We start from the raw sequence: 15014 nt of genomic DNA on the forward strand, positions 1-15014 counted from the left end.
CCATGCCCCGCGCGCAGCAATCCGAACCCGGAATCCGCATCGGCCTCGCCGAGCTGATCGACATGCGCCACCGCGTGCGCGAGATCCAGCTGTTTTCCCGCCCTGGCCAGCGCAGCCCGCTGGTCGGCCTGCACCACTCCAAACTGCGCGGACGTGGCGTGGACTTCGACCAGGTGCGTGTCTACCAGGTCGGAGACGACGTGCGCAACATCGACTGGCGCGTCACCGCCCGGACCCAGGAGCCGCATACCAAACTGTTTCACGAGGAACGTGAACGGCCCATCTTCATCCTTGTGGAGCAAAGCCAGCGGTTGTTCTTCGGTTCGGGCCTGATGTTCAAGTCGGTGCTGGCAGCCGAGGCTGCCGCGCTGTTCGGCTGGGCTGCCCTGGGCCATAACGACCGCATCGGCGGCCTGGTGTTCGGCGACAACGAGCACCACGAAATCAAACCACGGCGCAGCAAGCAAAGCCTGCTGCAACTGCTCAACCGCCTGGCCAAGGTCAACCAGGCGCTGCACACCGAGGCCGTGCCCCAGGCCGACAGCCTCGGCCTGGCCCTGCGCCGCGCCCGGGAAGTGCTGCGCCCCGGCAGCCTGGCCATCGTGATTTGCGACGAGCGCTCGCTCAGCCCCCAGGCCGAGCAACACCTGGCCATGCTCTCGCGTCACTGCGATTTGCTGCTGATGCCCGTTTCCGACCCGCTCGACCACGCCCTGCCCGCCGCCGGCCTGCTGCGCTTTGCCCAGCGCAGCGCGCAGCTGGAGCTCGACACCCTGGACGCCAACCTGCGCCAGGCTTACCGTCAACAGGCAGAAGCACGCATCGACCGCTGGGAGTTGATGGCGCAGAAGCTGCGTGTGGTGCTGATGCCGCTGAGCACCCAGAGCGAAATGATCGAGCAATTGCGTGAATACCTGAACGCCCAGCGCCCAGGGAGCGGTCAATGAATCCGCTGGATCAACTGCAACCGTTGATTGCGCCGCCGGCGATCGGGCTGTGGCCACCGGCGCCAGGCTGGTGGCTGCTGCTCGCGCTGCTGCCCGCCCTGGCCTGGGGACTGTGGCGGCTGCGCCACTGGCGCCCGGGCAAGCGCCGCGTGGTACGGGCCGAACAACCGCTGGACCCGGTGCGCGAGGAAGCCCTGGCCGAGCTCGCCCGCTTGCCACGCCCCTACGACGGCGCGCCGGCGGGCGCCTGGCTGCAGCAGATCAACGCGTTGCTCAAGCGCTTGTGCCGCAACCACTACCCCGGCGCCAACAGCCATACCCTCAATGGCCGCCAGTGGCTGGCCTTTCTCGATAACCGCTGCCCGGCCGCCGGCCTGACGCGCTGGATGGTGCTGGTCGAAGGCGCCTACAAGCCCGAGTGCAAGCTCGACGACAAGGCCATCGCCGGGCTCAGCCAGGCCGTCGAAACCTGGATCCGCAAACATGTTTGAACTGGCCTGGCCGTGGATCTTCCTGCTGCTGCCGCTGCCCTGGCTGGCGCGCCTGGTGCTGCCCGCTGCCGACAGTGGCGAGCCGGTACTCAAGGTCGGCTTCCTCCATGAGCTGGAACGCCTGGCCGGACGCCGGGCGCGACTGAACCTGCCGACTTGGCGGCAGCAGGCACCGTTCGTGCTGATCTGGTTGCTGCTGCTACTGGCCGCCGCCCGCCCGCAATGGCTCGGCGAACCGGTACCGGTCGCCGCCAGTGGTCGCGACCTGCTGGTGGCCGTGGATGTGTCCGGTTCCATGGACTTCCCCGACATGCAGTGGAAGGACGAGGAGATCAGCCGCCTGGAACTGGTCAAGGCACTGCTTGGCGACTTTCTCCAGGACCGCGAAGGCGACCGTGTCGGCCTGATCCTGTTCGGCAGCCAGGCCTACCTGCAGGCGCCGCTGACCTTCGACCGGCGCACCGTGCGCACCTTCCTCGACGAAGCGCAGATCGGCATCGCCGGCAAGAACACCGCCATCGGTGACGCCATTGGCCTTGCGGTCAAGCGTCTGCGCCAGCGCCCGGCACAAAGCCGGGTGCTGGTGCTGATCACCGACGGTGCCAACAACGGCGGGCAGATCCACCCGCTGACCGCCGCCCGCCTGGCCGCCCAGGAAGGCGTGCGCGTCTACACCATCGGCATCGGCGCCAACCCCGAAGCCAGCGGCACCCCCGGCCTGCTTGGTCTGAACCCGAGCCTGGACCTGGACGAAGCCTCGCTCAAGGAGATCGCCGATCTGACCCATGGCGCCTACTTCCGCGCCCACGACGGCGCCGAACTGGACGCCATCGGCGATACCCTCGATCAATTGGAACCGGTGGCGCAACAGCCGACCCAGGCGCGCACTGCAACAGCCCTGTACGCCTGGCCATTGGCCCTGGCCCTGCTGCTCAGCGTATTGCTGGTGGTGGCCGTGCAATGGCCGGACAACCTGCTCCAGCGTGCGCTGCGCAGGCCGCGTTTCCTGCAGCCCCACCCGGAATGGCGTGAGCGCCTCAAACGGCTACGCCTGAGGAAGCGGCGATGATCGATCTCTGGCCGCAATGGCTTCGCCCCGTCTGGCTGCTTGTCGTGCCGCTGCTCGCCTGGCTGCTGTTCAAGCTCTGGCACCGGCGCAAACGTGCCGGGCGCTGGCAGATGATCTTGCCGCCGGCGTTCCACCCCGTGCTGCTCGGCGGTGGCAAGGGCAGCAACAGCAAGCTGCCTTGGGTCGCCCTGGGCCTGGCCTGGTTGCTGGTGGTACTGGCCCTGCTCGGGCCAAGCTGGCAGCGCCTGGAAGAATCCCGCCAGCGCCCGGCCGACCCGCTGGTGATCCTGCTCGAACTGACCCCGCAGATGCTCGCCGAGGACACGGCCCCCAACCGCCTGGAACAGGCCCGGCGCAAGATCCTCGACCTGCTCGAACACCGCCGCGACAGCCAGACCGCGCTGATCGTCTATGCCGGCAGTGCACATACCCTGGTGCCGCTGTCCGACGACCTGGGCACCACGCGCAACCTGCTCGAGGCCATCGACCCGTCGATCATGCCGCAACCCGGCCAGCGCGCCGACCTCGCCGTGCAGAAAGGCCTGGCACTGTTGGCCCAGAGTGGCCTGGGCCAGGGCCGCCTGCTGCTGATCGGCTCGGCGCTGAGCGCGTCTGAGCGCCAGGGCATCGTCCAGGCCCTGGGCCGCCAGGGCCCGAGCCTGTCGATGCTGGGCATCGGCAGTGCCGAGGGTGCCCCGGTGCGCCAGGCCAATGGCGAATTCCTCAAGGATGAGCAAGGCGGTATCCTCGTGCCGCGCCTGGACAGCCCGGGCCTCAAGGCGTTCATCAGCGGCACCGGCGGACGCTACCGCCATGCCCGCATCGATGACCTCGACCTGCGCGGCCTCGGCCTGTTCGACAACCCGCGCAGCCTGCGCAACGACGGCCACAACGTGCAACTCGACAGTTGGGCCGACCAAGGCTACTGGCTGCTGCTGCCCCTGTTGCTGCTGGCCGCCTGCGCCGGGCGCCGGGGCTGGCTGTTCTGCCTGCCGCTGCTGCTGGCCTTGCCGCAACCGAGCCAGGCGTTCGAACTCGATGACCTGTGGCTGCGCCCCGACCAGCAGGGCCAACGCCTGCTCGAAGACAACCGCCCCGCCGAGGCCGCGCGCCACTTCCTGGACCCACAGTGGCGCGGCATGGCCCTGTACCAGGCCGGCGACTACGACGCAGCCGCCAAGGCCTTCGCCCAGGGCAACAACGCCGCGGCACACTACAATCGTGGCAATGCCCTGGCCCGTGGCGGTGAATTCGAAGCGGCGCTGGATGCCTACGATCAGGCCTTGGAACGCCAGCCCGATCTGCAGCCGGCCCTGGCCAACCAGGCACTGGTCCAGCAACTGCTGCAGCAACGCCAGGCGCAGGCCGAGGAACAACCGGCCACCAGCGATGCCCAAGACACGCCCGGCAGCGAAACCGAGGGCAACAGCAGCTCGGCCAGCAGCCAGGCCCAAGGCACACCTGGCCAGGAGCAACCCGCCAGCACCGAACAAGCCGGCGATAGCAACAGCAACAGCCAGGCAACCCCCGGTAACCAGGCAGGCGATGACGACGGCGTGACCCAGCCACCCCAGCGGCCGATCTCGACCAGCCTCGATGCCGAGCAGCGCCAGGCGCTGGAACAATGGCTGCGGGAGATCCCCGACAACCCGGCGGAGCTGCTGCGGCGCAAATTCTGGTATGAACAGCAATTGCATCAGGAAACCCCACGATGAGTCGCCTCGGCGTCTTTCTTCTCAGCCTGTTGTGGGCCCTCCTCGCCCAGGCCGAACCGACCCTGCAGGCCAGCGTCGACCGCGCCCGCCTGGAAGCGGGCGAAACCCTGGAGCTGACCCTGGAAAGCCAGGACGTCACCCAGTTCGGCAAGCCCGACCTGCGCGCACTGGAGGGCGACTTCGAAGTGCGTGGCACACGCCAGTTGAACAGCCTGCACACCCTCGACGGCGAGACACGCGCCAGCACGCGCTGGATCATCACCCTGCTGCCACGGCGCAGCGGCAGCCTGCGCATCCCCGAGTTGCAACTGGGCCAGTCGCAAAGCCAGCCCATCGAGCTGCAGGTGCTGCAAGCCGACGCCAACCGCCAGGGCAGTGCGTCCCAGGTATTCGTTGAAGCCACCCTCGACAGCGATCAGGTGTACGTCCAGGCCCAGGCCGTGCTGACCTTGCGCATCTACCATTCGGTGTCGCTGTACGACGACAGCAGCCTGAGTCCGCTGCAGCTGGAAAACGCCAAGGTCGAACCACTGGGCGAGTCACGCACCTACGAGAAGGAAATCAACGGCGTGCGCCACGGCGTGATCGAAACGCGCTATGCGGTCTATCCGCAGCAAAGCGGCGCTTTGGAGATCCCACCGCTGACCTTTACCGCCACCGCCGCCGACAATGCGCCAGCGTCCAACGGCACGGCGCGGGCAGGCCGCCAGGTCCAGGTCAGTTCATTGCCACTGCACCTGGCGGTTCGCCCTGTTCCAGCTGACTGGCCGGCCGACACGCCCTGGCTGCCGGCCCGCAGCCTGAGCCTGGAAGAGCACTGGAACCCGGACCCAAGCAGTCAGCAGACGCAGATTGGCGACTCCCTGACCCGCAGCATCACCCTGCGCGCCGAGGGTCTGTCGAGCACTCAGCTGCCGCAATTGCCCGCCACCGAGATCGTCGGCCTGCGCCGCTACCCGGACCAGCCGCTGCTGCGCAACGAGATCAGCGAACGCGGCATGACCGCCAACCGCGAGGAACGCGAGGCGCTGGTGCCGACCCACAGCGGTGAACTGGCCCTGCCGGCGCTGGAGGTCACCTGGTGGAACACCCGTGAAGACCACCTGGAACACAGCAGCCTGCCCGCGCGCACCCTGGACGTGCAGGACAACCCGGCCTTGAGCGCCGACACCCCGGCCAGTGATGCCAGCGGCAGCAGCGCGCTGCTGTGGCCCTGGCAGCTCGCCACGCTGGTGCTCGCCCTGACCACGGTGCTCGGCTTCGCCCTGTGGTGGCGCGCCCGTTCGCAACCGGCCGTGCTGCGCGCCGCCCAAAACGGCCCGAGCCCTCGCACCCTGCTCGACGACCTCAAGCGCGCGTGCCAGGCCAACGACCCGCAGGCCACCCGCCAGGCGCTGGATGCCTGGGCCCGGCAGCATCCGGAAACCCTGGCGGAGATGGCGGCGCGGTTCGTGCCGTTGTCCGATGCGCTGGATGGGTTGAACGGGGCGTTGTATAGCGAGAGTGGGCAGTATTGGCAGGGTGAAGACCTGTGGCGGGCGATTGGCACCATTCCGACGGCGGAGCAGGTGTTGTTGCCGACGGGTGAGAGTGGCAGCTTGCCGCCGCTTTATCCGAAATGAATGTTTGGGTTGGAGGTGCTTTTCATCGCATCTCTGGCGATCTTGAGATCGAGCGCCGCCCGCGCGGCGCATCGCGGATAAATCCGCTCCTACATTTGTTGCAACGTACCTATGCCTGATAGGCCATGGTTGCTCGCCTTGTTGGTACGACACGATATCTCGGCGGGCGCTAAAAAGCGGACAACCATGACCTGACAGGCTGTGGCACGTTGCAACAAATGTAGGAGCGGATTTATCCGCGATGCGCCGCGCGGGCGGCGCTCGATCTACTAGGCGCTAAAAATGGTACGCCGTGCATTCGCAGCGCCCTGCTGCAACACCAAATTCAGTTGAGCCGCTGCCCTTCGAACGGGTTCCAGCCCTGGTTGCCCTTGTTCTGCTTCAGGTAATAGGCATAGTTGGTCAAGACCGCATACAAGAACGCGAAAGCGGTACTGAGGCCCTGATCCACCGCCCGAGGCACCACATTGCCGGTCACTGCCTCATAAACGCCTTCCAGCAGCCCAATTGCCATGATGATCCCCAGCATGACCAGGTTCTTCTTCCACATGCCCAGCACAAACCAATAGATAGGGCCAAAGAAGAACGCGATGACGTTGCAGTTGATCAGCAGCTTCTTGCGAAACGGCAGGACACGAAACGCTGCCTTGAAGGTCTCGGTGCGCGGGCCGCCGTGCTGGTCGAAGAAGGCGAAGCGCTCTTGCCATTTTGGCTTGAGGTTGCTGGTGCGGACTTCGGTTTGCGGGGTGCTTTCCATGGTGACTCCTGTCTGTTTCTTCCGTGGAGATGACTGGCCTCGCGGTGGCCAGCGGGGCGGAGGTTAAATGAGAGACCGGCCTGGAACAAGCCAAGGGGCAGGCTGAGTGGGAACGGGTTCACAGTTTGTATGCTCCAGCTGGCGCCAGTAGAGTATGAGAAACGCTATTTTCTGAGCTTGGAGAGTGTCTAGGAAACCAGGGGCGATTCATCATTCACAGCGTAAAGCGGAATAACGAATCATATGCACACAACTAAAACCAGGCTGAAAAATCAAAAATTATCAAACTCAGCCCAAGCATCATATTTATAGTGCTCGTCAACCCGCTCAAATTGAATTCCCTTCAAGTAGCTAGCAGCAACTTTAAACTTCTCGCTGCAAAACAGCTCCAGAGTTTCTTGACATCTAAAAATATCGCTCTCTATCGCCGCCGAAACCACAAAGTTTACAACACTATCTATGCTCACAGAACCTGGATAAAGAAGATTCTCAATTTCGACCCCCGCCTCCAAGTCTTTGGATACTAGATACTCTGATTTAGACTTATCTAGCGCGGCCAAGCTTTCCCCAGGCAGGAATATAAAAAAATCATCTTTCCGAGACTTGCCTTTATGAACAATCTCCAAAGGAATAGCCTTATATTTTGCCCCTAACTCATCGCATATCGCTAAAAATTTTTTTGAAACATAAGTGTCGCCCACTTGGTAGAAGTCAAAATTCAAATCATCTAGATCCATCTCCAAGCCAGACAGTTTCAGAGTGTAACTTTTTTTTACTTCAATTTCCGAAGGGTTCGATTCAAGCGGATCCCACTCAAACTCATCACAATTAAAAAAGCCTGACAAAACAATTGGACAACCTCTATCTTCCGCAGAGTACCGCATAACATAGTAAGTTTTTTCAACGCCATTCATAAGAGCCTCCCAGTAACAGCATCCACTACAAACTTATTATTCATAAGCCCTTCTCTTGCGAAATCCTGAACCCTTCCAATACCTAATACCAATTGCGTATCAGAGATCCTACCAACTTTAAATGCATCATTCAGGGCTGAAAGCTTAGTTTCCACGGCTTTAGTATACTGAGCATGATTCGACCAATGCCCTGGAAGATCTATGTTTTGCGTTAAGTTTTTGCTTCCAGGTAAAAATATACCATTTGAAGCGCCATCGCCGTCAAAACCCATAGACTGCAACTTTTGAAACATTTTCGCATACCGCGGCTTATTCATCAGCTCTTCGGGAATTAGGTGATGATTTGCCATCCCATCACCATTTCTAGCCCCCATGTTTTGCCCCAACTTCGTGGAGCACCAGCCTAACGGGTCGACCTCTTGAAGGGGGTTAGTGACATATGAATAAATATTAATGCCGCCAGCCAGCCCTATTGGGTCTTGCGATAGAAATCTTCCGATTTCAGAATCATAGTATCTATACGTGTTGTAATGCAGCCCCGTTTCGCTGTCAAAGTACTGCCCCTGAAACCGGAGATTTTGCTCGACCTCATTGACGGCCAGATGCTCGATCGAACCCCATGACCGATACGTCGCCTGCCAGACGATCTCACCTTCGCTATTTGTCAGCTCCAGCGGTGTACCGATCTGGTCAGTATGGAAAAAGTAGACCTTCTGCGCTTCACCTTCAGCTTGATCGACTCGGGCCAACGGCGCATAGCTTCCCGGTTCATACAGGTAGACGATGCTTTGCCCTGGCGTTTCCTCACGGAGCATCCGCAGTCCTTGCCACAGGAATCGCTTCTGCTCTATCTCGCCATTGATCTCAGCGTGCTTGGCCACCCGACGCCCAAGGCTGTCATAGCGATATGCGCCCGTACTTTCGAGCTTGCTATTGACCAGCGTCTCCGCCCGCACCAGCCGGTTTTCACAGTCATAGCTAAAGCTCTGCAACTTGCTATGCCCCGAGCGCTTCTCGATCAGGTTGCCCCATGGGTCATAGCGGTACTCCTGATCCCGCCACTGCTTGATGCGGTTGTCCTTGACCTGGTCAAACTGCCGCGCATTGAAGTCCAGCCGGTTGGCCGCCGCGTCATAACGAAACTCTTCGCTGCCCACCAGTGAACCGGTATCCCGGCTGCGCAACTGCCCGTTGGCTTCGTACTCGTACTTGATCTCACCGCGCAGCTTGTCCAGCGTGCGTACCAGTTCGCCTGCCGGGTCGTACTGGTAGCGGCGATGAATCGGGTTATAGGCATGCTCCACCAGCAGCGAGGTATGGATGCCAGCGTTATGCACCTGGGAAAGTTTGTCGGCGGGTAACGTTGAAGCGAACTGCCACGCCTTGCGCCCCATCGCGTCATAGCCAATGCAACTGGTGAGCTTGCCCTGCGTCCGATACACCTCGCGGTGCAGGTCATCGCGCTCCATGTCGCTGATCACCTTCCCATCCAGGTTCAACTGGTGCAGGTGGCCACTACCGTAGTACAGGTGATTGACCTTGCGCCCGTCTGGCAGGGTCAGTGTGGTCAAGTTGCTAAGTGGGTCGTACTCATAATCCAGTGCGCCACTTGGCGTCAGCTCCTGAGTGAGCCGGCCCAGCAGGTCATAGCTGTAACCCAGTTTCTCTTCGGTAATGCCAAGCTGTTTGCCCGCACTGGTCGGCTGACGCTGGATGCTCAGCAGCCGGTCGACATCGTCGTACTCGAAGTCTTGCCGCGCATCGCGGTTGACCTTGGCGATCAGACGGCCAATGGCGTCACGCTCGAGCAACGTGTCGCGTTCAGGGCGCTCGCCGTTTTCGCCATAGCCAATCTCATTCAACCGAATCAGGTGGCCGCCATCGTTGTAGCTGAAGCGCCGCGTCAGGTTATCCACCCGCACTTCTTCAATCAGCCGATCCGACGCATCGTAGGCGAAGCTGTACGTCGCGCTGTTCTCGTTGACCAACGCGGTCAGGCGCAGCGCCTTGTCGTACTCGTAGCGAATCCACTGCCCTTTGGCATCCTGACGGCTGCTGGGCAGGCCGCGGGAGGTGCGCTGCAAACTCGTGGTCTGGCCTTTGCCGTCAGTGTGCGTCAGCACCTGGCCAAGGGTGTTGTAGGTGAAGCTTTCCGCCGTGCCATCCGGGTGCTGGATACGCAGCACTTCCCCATCGGGTTTGCGCTCCAGCGAGGTGGTGTGGTTCAGCGCATCGGTGACGGCCACCAGATGCTGGCGTTCGTCATAGCGGTAGTACGTACTCTTGCCCGAGCAGTCTTCGAAGCGCTCGACCTGGGCGTAGGCGTTCCACCACAGGTACTTGGACTTGAAGTTGGCATCGATGATCGTGTGCGGCAGGCCGTCCTCACCGTTGAGGTACTCGGTCTTGTGGCCTAACGGGTCGATCTCGGCGACCAGGTTGCCTTTGCTGTCGTAGCGGGACTTCCACACGCTGCCATCCGGGAAGCGGGTTTCGGTGACCAGCGGCGTGGCGAAGTGGTGCTTGTAGCTGATCGTGCGGCCCAGCGGGTCGGCTTCCTCCACCAGCCTGCCGAAGTCGTCGTACTTGAGCGCGAGGTGATTACCGTCAGGCAAGGTGAAGCCGATGATGTTGCCGGACGCATCGAAGTCCATCCCATAGCGCTCACCGCCAAAGTCGCGGCTGGCAATGACGCGGTGGTCTTCGTTGTACTGGATCTCCAGCTCCCGGCCCAATACATCTGTGGCCCAGCTGGTGCGGTTGGCGAAGTCGTAACGGAAGTGATAGTGCTCGCCGTCGCTGGTCCAGTGCTCGACTACCCGTGGTTTGTCGCCCTGGGTTTCCCAGCGGTATTCGCAAATCAGCCCCAGCGCGTTGGTGTGCCGGGTCATGACGTTTTCGGCGTAGTCGAAGTGACGTACCGAATCGCCGTTGCGGTTGATCACCTCTTTCAGTTGGCCGTTATCGTCGTAGCGATAGCGCACCAACGTTTCCACGGCTTGCTTGTCTACGATGCGCTTGACATCGGTCAACCGTCCAAGCGGATGGTCATAGTGCAGGTGAACCCGCACGCCGCCCGGCGCACTGATATCAGTCAGGCGGTCATCGCTGTCACGGGTGAAATGCAGATAATGGCCCAGCGCGTTTTCAAGGCGCTGCAATGGCACGGCGCAATTGGTATCCGGTACTTCACCGAAATAGAAGAACACGTTGTCCAACGTCTGGAGCAGGTAGTGCCCACCTTCGGTGCGGACCAGATGAACCTTTTCATTTGGGTTGAAGATGCTTTCGCCCGGCTCCAGGTCAATGAACGGAACACGGCGCCCCTGATTATCGGTGAGGTAAACGAATCCGCCGCTACGGCGTAGGCTTTGCTCCCAGGGCAGCACCCAGCCCTGCCCCATGACGCTGTCGACAGTCAGGTCGCTGGCGTAAAACCGCGACCATTCGATGGGCATCATCCCAGGGAGCACAAAATCGGTTTCATTGGCCAAGAGCTTGCGGCCGTTGGTCATGTCCACAGGATTACCGGCGAAACCGCCAATCGCTCGCTCAATGGCTGGGCCGACGATGAAGCGCCCTGCCAGGTAGCTACCGGCGATCGTGGCGCCCGTGCGAAGTGCGCAGGGGCCTGCAGCCTTCAGGCCGGCTTGCAATCCCAGACGGCCAACCGCGAGCACCGACCGGCCCATGGAAGCGACGATCATCAGCACGTCGACCGTGACACGCAACCACTCCGGAACTTCCTCGTCCACCGGTAGATAACGCTCAGTACCCCCCCCGATGAAGACGTTGTTCGATCCACCAGAGATCTTTGCACCACAAGTAAGCTTGTCGCCTTTGCGTGAAGCAGCTACGCCATTGATGAAGACATTCGAAGACCCTTCCGCTACCAGTACAGGCGGTGGGTGCTTGTCGCACTTTGCAGTGCTGAGCTCTGCGTGGGCAGCATTGCGTTTGTTGATGAACACGTTGGTCGAGCACCCGGCAAGCTCGATCTGCCCTGCCGGCGAACTGAACATCGACCCGAACTTCTCGCCTAGCATGGGGAGCAAGCCAGCGCCTAAACCAATTGCGGCGCCCAACAGAAATCCGCCAAGACCAGCGGTGCAAATGGTAAAGGCCGCTGCCGTCGCGATCGCAAGCCCAATCACCGCCCCGGCGAGAAACCCGGCCAGGGCGCCGGTGTGCTCGATCTCATCACCCCAACGCGCTGCTTCGAACATGAGCTCAATCCTGAGTGGCGTTGTCGGACGAAGCAGCGGCATCCTGCCGCGGCTGGAAACTGTTCAAAAGCTGTAACCAGCTCTCGTTCTGCTTGCCACTGAAGTCTTTCTGGCTAGTGGTGGAGAACACCAGAATGCGCCCGGGCGCGACCTCGAACGCTGCCTGGCGCTGATAAACAGGCCGACCTTCGTTCAGGTAGTACCCCTCGACCTGCATTCCGGCCACCGGCTGGCTGGAAGATAACTGCGCAGGTTTTTTGCTCAGCACGGTGTAACCGCGAAGCTTGCTCGCGATCAGTTTCAGCTGGCGGTCGATGTAGGCCTTGAGGTCTTCGGCGGGTAGCAGGTTGTCACGCGACAGCGTGATATTCAGTGGCGCGGGAATGTTGCTGCCCAGGATGAACATATTCACCGTTCGGTCCTGAAAGCCTTCCGGCAACGTGATAGATCCTTCCTGAAGTTGATAGTCCATTGACTTGATAATCCATTAAAACGAGAAATAGGAGTTCTTAATGTGCCGTCATGCCCGCAAGCATCGCATCGAACTTGATCAGCCAGTCGGCCAGGCCAGCCTGGCTCGGGTCTATTTGAGTAGAGACTTCGAGCCACTGCCGTGATTGGCCCTCATCGCTGGTGATCATCGCGCATACAGTGCGTCCGTGACGGCGCGCTCGGCCGTCAGGAAACAGGTAATCGAGCGCCATCGCCGGATGCCCTGCCAGCAAACATTCGGCCTGACGTACGAGGGTCATTTCGGCATGGACATCACGCAGATTCTTCACATACAGATCAACTGCCTTTGGCAGGTCCAGTCCATCGGGTGCAATTCTGCGACGCGCACTGAACGTTACTTCGCATCCGGCGAACTCCAGGGTGGTCTGGATATCGCGAAAATTGAAACCTGTCGGCATGAGCATGTTGAGCCCTGCAACCCTTAATGCATTCTGCTCAATATCCAGAGGCAGTACGGGTACAGGTTCCGGCATTTTGCTCAAGGCTTCGGCGGCTGCGCGCTCCTGCTCGGCTTGTTGTTGGGCGAGCGCTTCGGCGGCTTCGCGCTTCTGGGAAATTCTGTCGTAGATGCTGGGTTTGTACATCAGCGTGCACCTTACTCGTTGATATCAACGCGATCACCTTTGACAAAGGTGTTCTTACCGAGGATGTCGATCTTGTCGGCCTCGATGGTGATACCTTCAGGTGTGATAGCGATCTTGCTGCCGCCCACCTGAAGCAGAATGCGTTCCTTGGCACTCACCTGGATGAACTTGTTGTCTACCTGGAGGGTGTAACTGCCCTCCTGGACATTCACCACGGTATCTTTCTTGATGACCTCGGCGTGCGTACCGCCGACCTTGATCGACCGGTTGTTCCCCACTTGATGGGTCTCATCCAGCTCGATCTCGGTATCCATGTTGCGCTCGGCATGCATGATGATCTGCTCGGCACCGGCCTTGTCCTCGAAGCGGAAGAAGTTGGCGGTACCGCCGTCGCCCTTCATCGACCGGGTCAGGAAGCCACTCTGGGTCTTGTTCGCCGGCAACGCCCAGGGCGGGGTGTTGGCGCTGTTGTACAGGCTGCCCATGATCAGCGGGCGGTCGGGGTTGCCGTCGAGGAATACCACCACCACTTCATCGCCGACGCGGGGGATCTGGATACTGCCAAAGCCACCGCTGGCACCGGACTGCGCCACACGTACCCAGCACGAGCTGCTGTCGTTGAACTGGCCCTGGCGGTCCCAATGGAACTGCACTTTCACCCGGCCCAGTTCGTCGGTGAAGATTTCCTCGCCGGGCGGGCCGACGACGATGGCCGTCTGCGGGCCGGTAATGATCGGTCTGGGCGTATTCAGTTGGGGGCGGAACGCGATTTTCTTGCGCACGCAGGTGAAGGCATTGAAATAGCGGGCCTGCTGGCCGCCGAGGTAGTTGTTGTAGCCTTCGCAGCTCACCTGCATCAGCAGGAACTCGCGCTGGTCCACAGGGCCATCCTGGTGCTTTGGGTGCTGCAGCAGTTCGAAACTGTACCCAGGGCGCATCGCCCGGCAATTGCTGGCGCCCTCGAACCGCTTGCCGGCCAGCTCCAGGCCCTCGACACGCAAGCGCAGCAACGCTTCGCCTTCGTCCGGGGTGCTGTGGGTGTATTGCCCGGGATCGTACACTTCGAAGCGCGGCACCGCGCCCTGCTGATTGAGGCTGTGCAGCGCCACCGGCAGGCGATTGCGCGGCTGGCGGTAGTCGAAGGTCTGCGCGGCCATCCGGCCGGGCTGCATCTGGCGGCAAGCGCGCCATTGGGTGATCGAATCGGCGGTCTCGGTGACGGCAGCACTGTGGAAGCGGATCTGCCCTTGCTCCGGGAGTACATCGAGCTCGGTGGAGTCATCGCAGATGATCAGCGTGTGGCCTTCGGCGCTGTGCTCGAAGTAGTAGAAAAGCCCCGCCTCCTCCAGCAGGCGCTGGACGAAGTTGAGGTCGGTTTCGCGGTACTGGGTGAGGTAAGTGTGGCGCTTCTGCGGGTGGTTCAGGCGCAGGGCATAGGTGGCATACCCCGGGTACTGGGCGAAGACTTCGGCGAGCACCTCATCGACCGAGCGGTTCTGGAAGATGCGGGTATCGGTTCGCTGCGCGAGCAGTGTCAGCCAGGGGTTCAAGGTCGCGCGGTAGCGCTCCAGCGCGCCGTCGCTGCCCAGGCTGGCGAAATGCGTGAGGTAGCCGTTGATGAAGCGCGGGGCGGTATCGACCAGTTCGATCTCGATGCTGACCTGCTGACCCAGCATCGACTTGAGCGGCATCTGCGGCGTGTCGCAGATCAGTTGCAGTTCGTAGGTGAACGGCTGGGACAGCCCGTCGGCACCTGTAAAGCTTTCCAGCAGCAGCGGCTGGTCGGGGTCGTTTAGGTGGTGGAACTTGAACAGTCGACGATGCTGCGACGACAGCCGCTCGACCAGGTCAATGATCATTGCGCTCTCTCCTTGTCGGCACGATTGGCATGCTTGTGCGTTTAAGGGGCGCAGGTTAGGTCGATGGGAAATGGCAGCCAATGAACCTGGTGTTCAGAACACAACGGCTATTTGTAGGATGAGGCCTACATGAAATTTCATCGTTTCTGAGAGCATCGTTCAGCCCGCTGAGGGCGTGCTTGCGGTGAAACGGATTGCAAGTCAGCAATGGCGCAGGTTTCAGGCATGGCGCGGACTGGCAAGGGCAAGCCCTTGATCGCGGGCAAGCCCGCTCCTACAGGGGATTGGCTGAATCGGCTAGTTACAAAAATGTTGAA

11 protein-coding genes are annotated in these 15014 nt (G+C 61.2%); 5 read left to right on the forward strand and 6 right to left on the reverse strand.

Features of this window, described 5'->3' with window-relative positions:
* Positions 1-2: 2 nt before the first annotated feature.
* The 5 genes from ACIPZG_RS23375 to ACIPZG_RS23395 are packed head-to-tail and all read left to right on the forward strand — an operon-like array spanning position 3 to position 5844.
* Complete coding sequence (locus ACIPZG_RS23375) at positions 3-947, forward strand: DUF58 domain-containing protein (protein WP_400717320.1); 945 nt, start codon at positions 3-5, stop codon at positions 945-947.
* On the forward strand, positions 944-1438 hold the full coding sequence (locus ACIPZG_RS23380; RefSeq protein ID WP_008092803.1) for a DUF4381 domain-containing protein: 495 nt from the start codon (positions 944-946) through the stop codon (positions 1436-1438). Before ACIPZG_RS23375 ends, ACIPZG_RS23380 begins: the two co-directional genes overlap by 4 nt.
* Entirely contained in the window at positions 1431-2507 is a 1077-nt protein-coding gene (locus ACIPZG_RS23385; protein ID WP_400717321.1) for a vWA domain-containing protein, read from the forward strand. Before ACIPZG_RS23380 ends, ACIPZG_RS23385 begins: the two co-directional genes overlap by 8 nt.
* Positions 2504-4222, forward strand: a complete 1719-nt coding sequence (locus tag ACIPZG_RS23390; protein WP_400717322.1) for a tetratricopeptide repeat protein — start codon at positions 2504-2506, stop codon at positions 4220-4222. The genes ACIPZG_RS23385 and ACIPZG_RS23390 overlap by 4 nt, the downstream gene beginning before the upstream one ends.
* On the forward strand, positions 4219-5844 hold the full coding sequence (locus tag ACIPZG_RS23395; RefSeq protein ID WP_400717323.1) for a BatD family protein: 1626 nt from the start codon (positions 4219-4221) through the stop codon (positions 5842-5844). The genes ACIPZG_RS23390 and ACIPZG_RS23395 overlap by 4 nt, the downstream gene beginning before the upstream one ends.
* Positions 5845-6169: 325 nt before the next feature.
* Here the strand turns inward: ACIPZG_RS23395 and ACIPZG_RS23400 are convergent, their stop codons facing one another.
* The 6 genes from ACIPZG_RS23400 to tssI form a co-directional block, all read right to left on the reverse strand.
* Positions 6170-6601, reverse strand: coding sequence for a DUF2628 domain-containing protein (locus tag ACIPZG_RS23400; protein ID WP_400717324.1), 432 nt, complete (start codon positions 6599-6601; stop codon positions 6170-6172).
* Positions 6602-6873: 272 nt separating this feature from the next.
* Entirely contained in the window at positions 6874-7515 is a 642-nt protein-coding gene (locus ACIPZG_RS23405; RefSeq protein WP_400717325.1) for an imm11 family protein, read from the reverse strand.
* Complete coding sequence (locus ACIPZG_RS23410) at positions 7512-11741, reverse strand: RHS repeat-associated core domain-containing protein (RefSeq protein ID WP_400717328.1); 4230 nt, start codon at positions 11739-11741, stop codon at positions 7512-7514. Before ACIPZG_RS23410 ends, ACIPZG_RS23405 begins: the two co-directional genes overlap by 4 nt.
* 4 nt (positions 11742-11745) lie before the next feature.
* Positions 11746-12213: a DcrB-related protein gene (locus ACIPZG_RS23415; protein WP_400717330.1), complete on the reverse strand. Its 468-nt coding sequence runs from the start codon at positions 12211-12213 to the stop codon at positions 11746-11748.
* Positions 12214-12250: 37 nt separating this feature from the next.
* On the reverse strand, positions 12251-12838 hold the full coding sequence (locus ACIPZG_RS23420) for a hypothetical protein (RefSeq protein ID WP_400717332.1): 588 nt from the start codon (positions 12836-12838) through the stop codon (positions 12251-12253).
* A gap of 11 nt (positions 12839-12849) precedes the next feature.
* Complete coding sequence (gene tssI, locus ACIPZG_RS23425; RefSeq protein ID WP_400717334.1) at positions 12850-14697, reverse strand: type VI secretion system tip protein TssI/VgrG; 1848 nt, start codon at positions 14695-14697, stop codon at positions 12850-12852.
* Between the last annotated feature and the right edge of the window lie 317 nt (positions 14698-15014).

The sequence above is a fragment of the Pseudomonas sp. NPDC089395 genome, from assembly GCF_044749525.1.
GTDB lineage: Bacteria > Pseudomonadota > Gammaproteobacteria > Pseudomonadales > Pseudomonadaceae > Aquipseudomonas.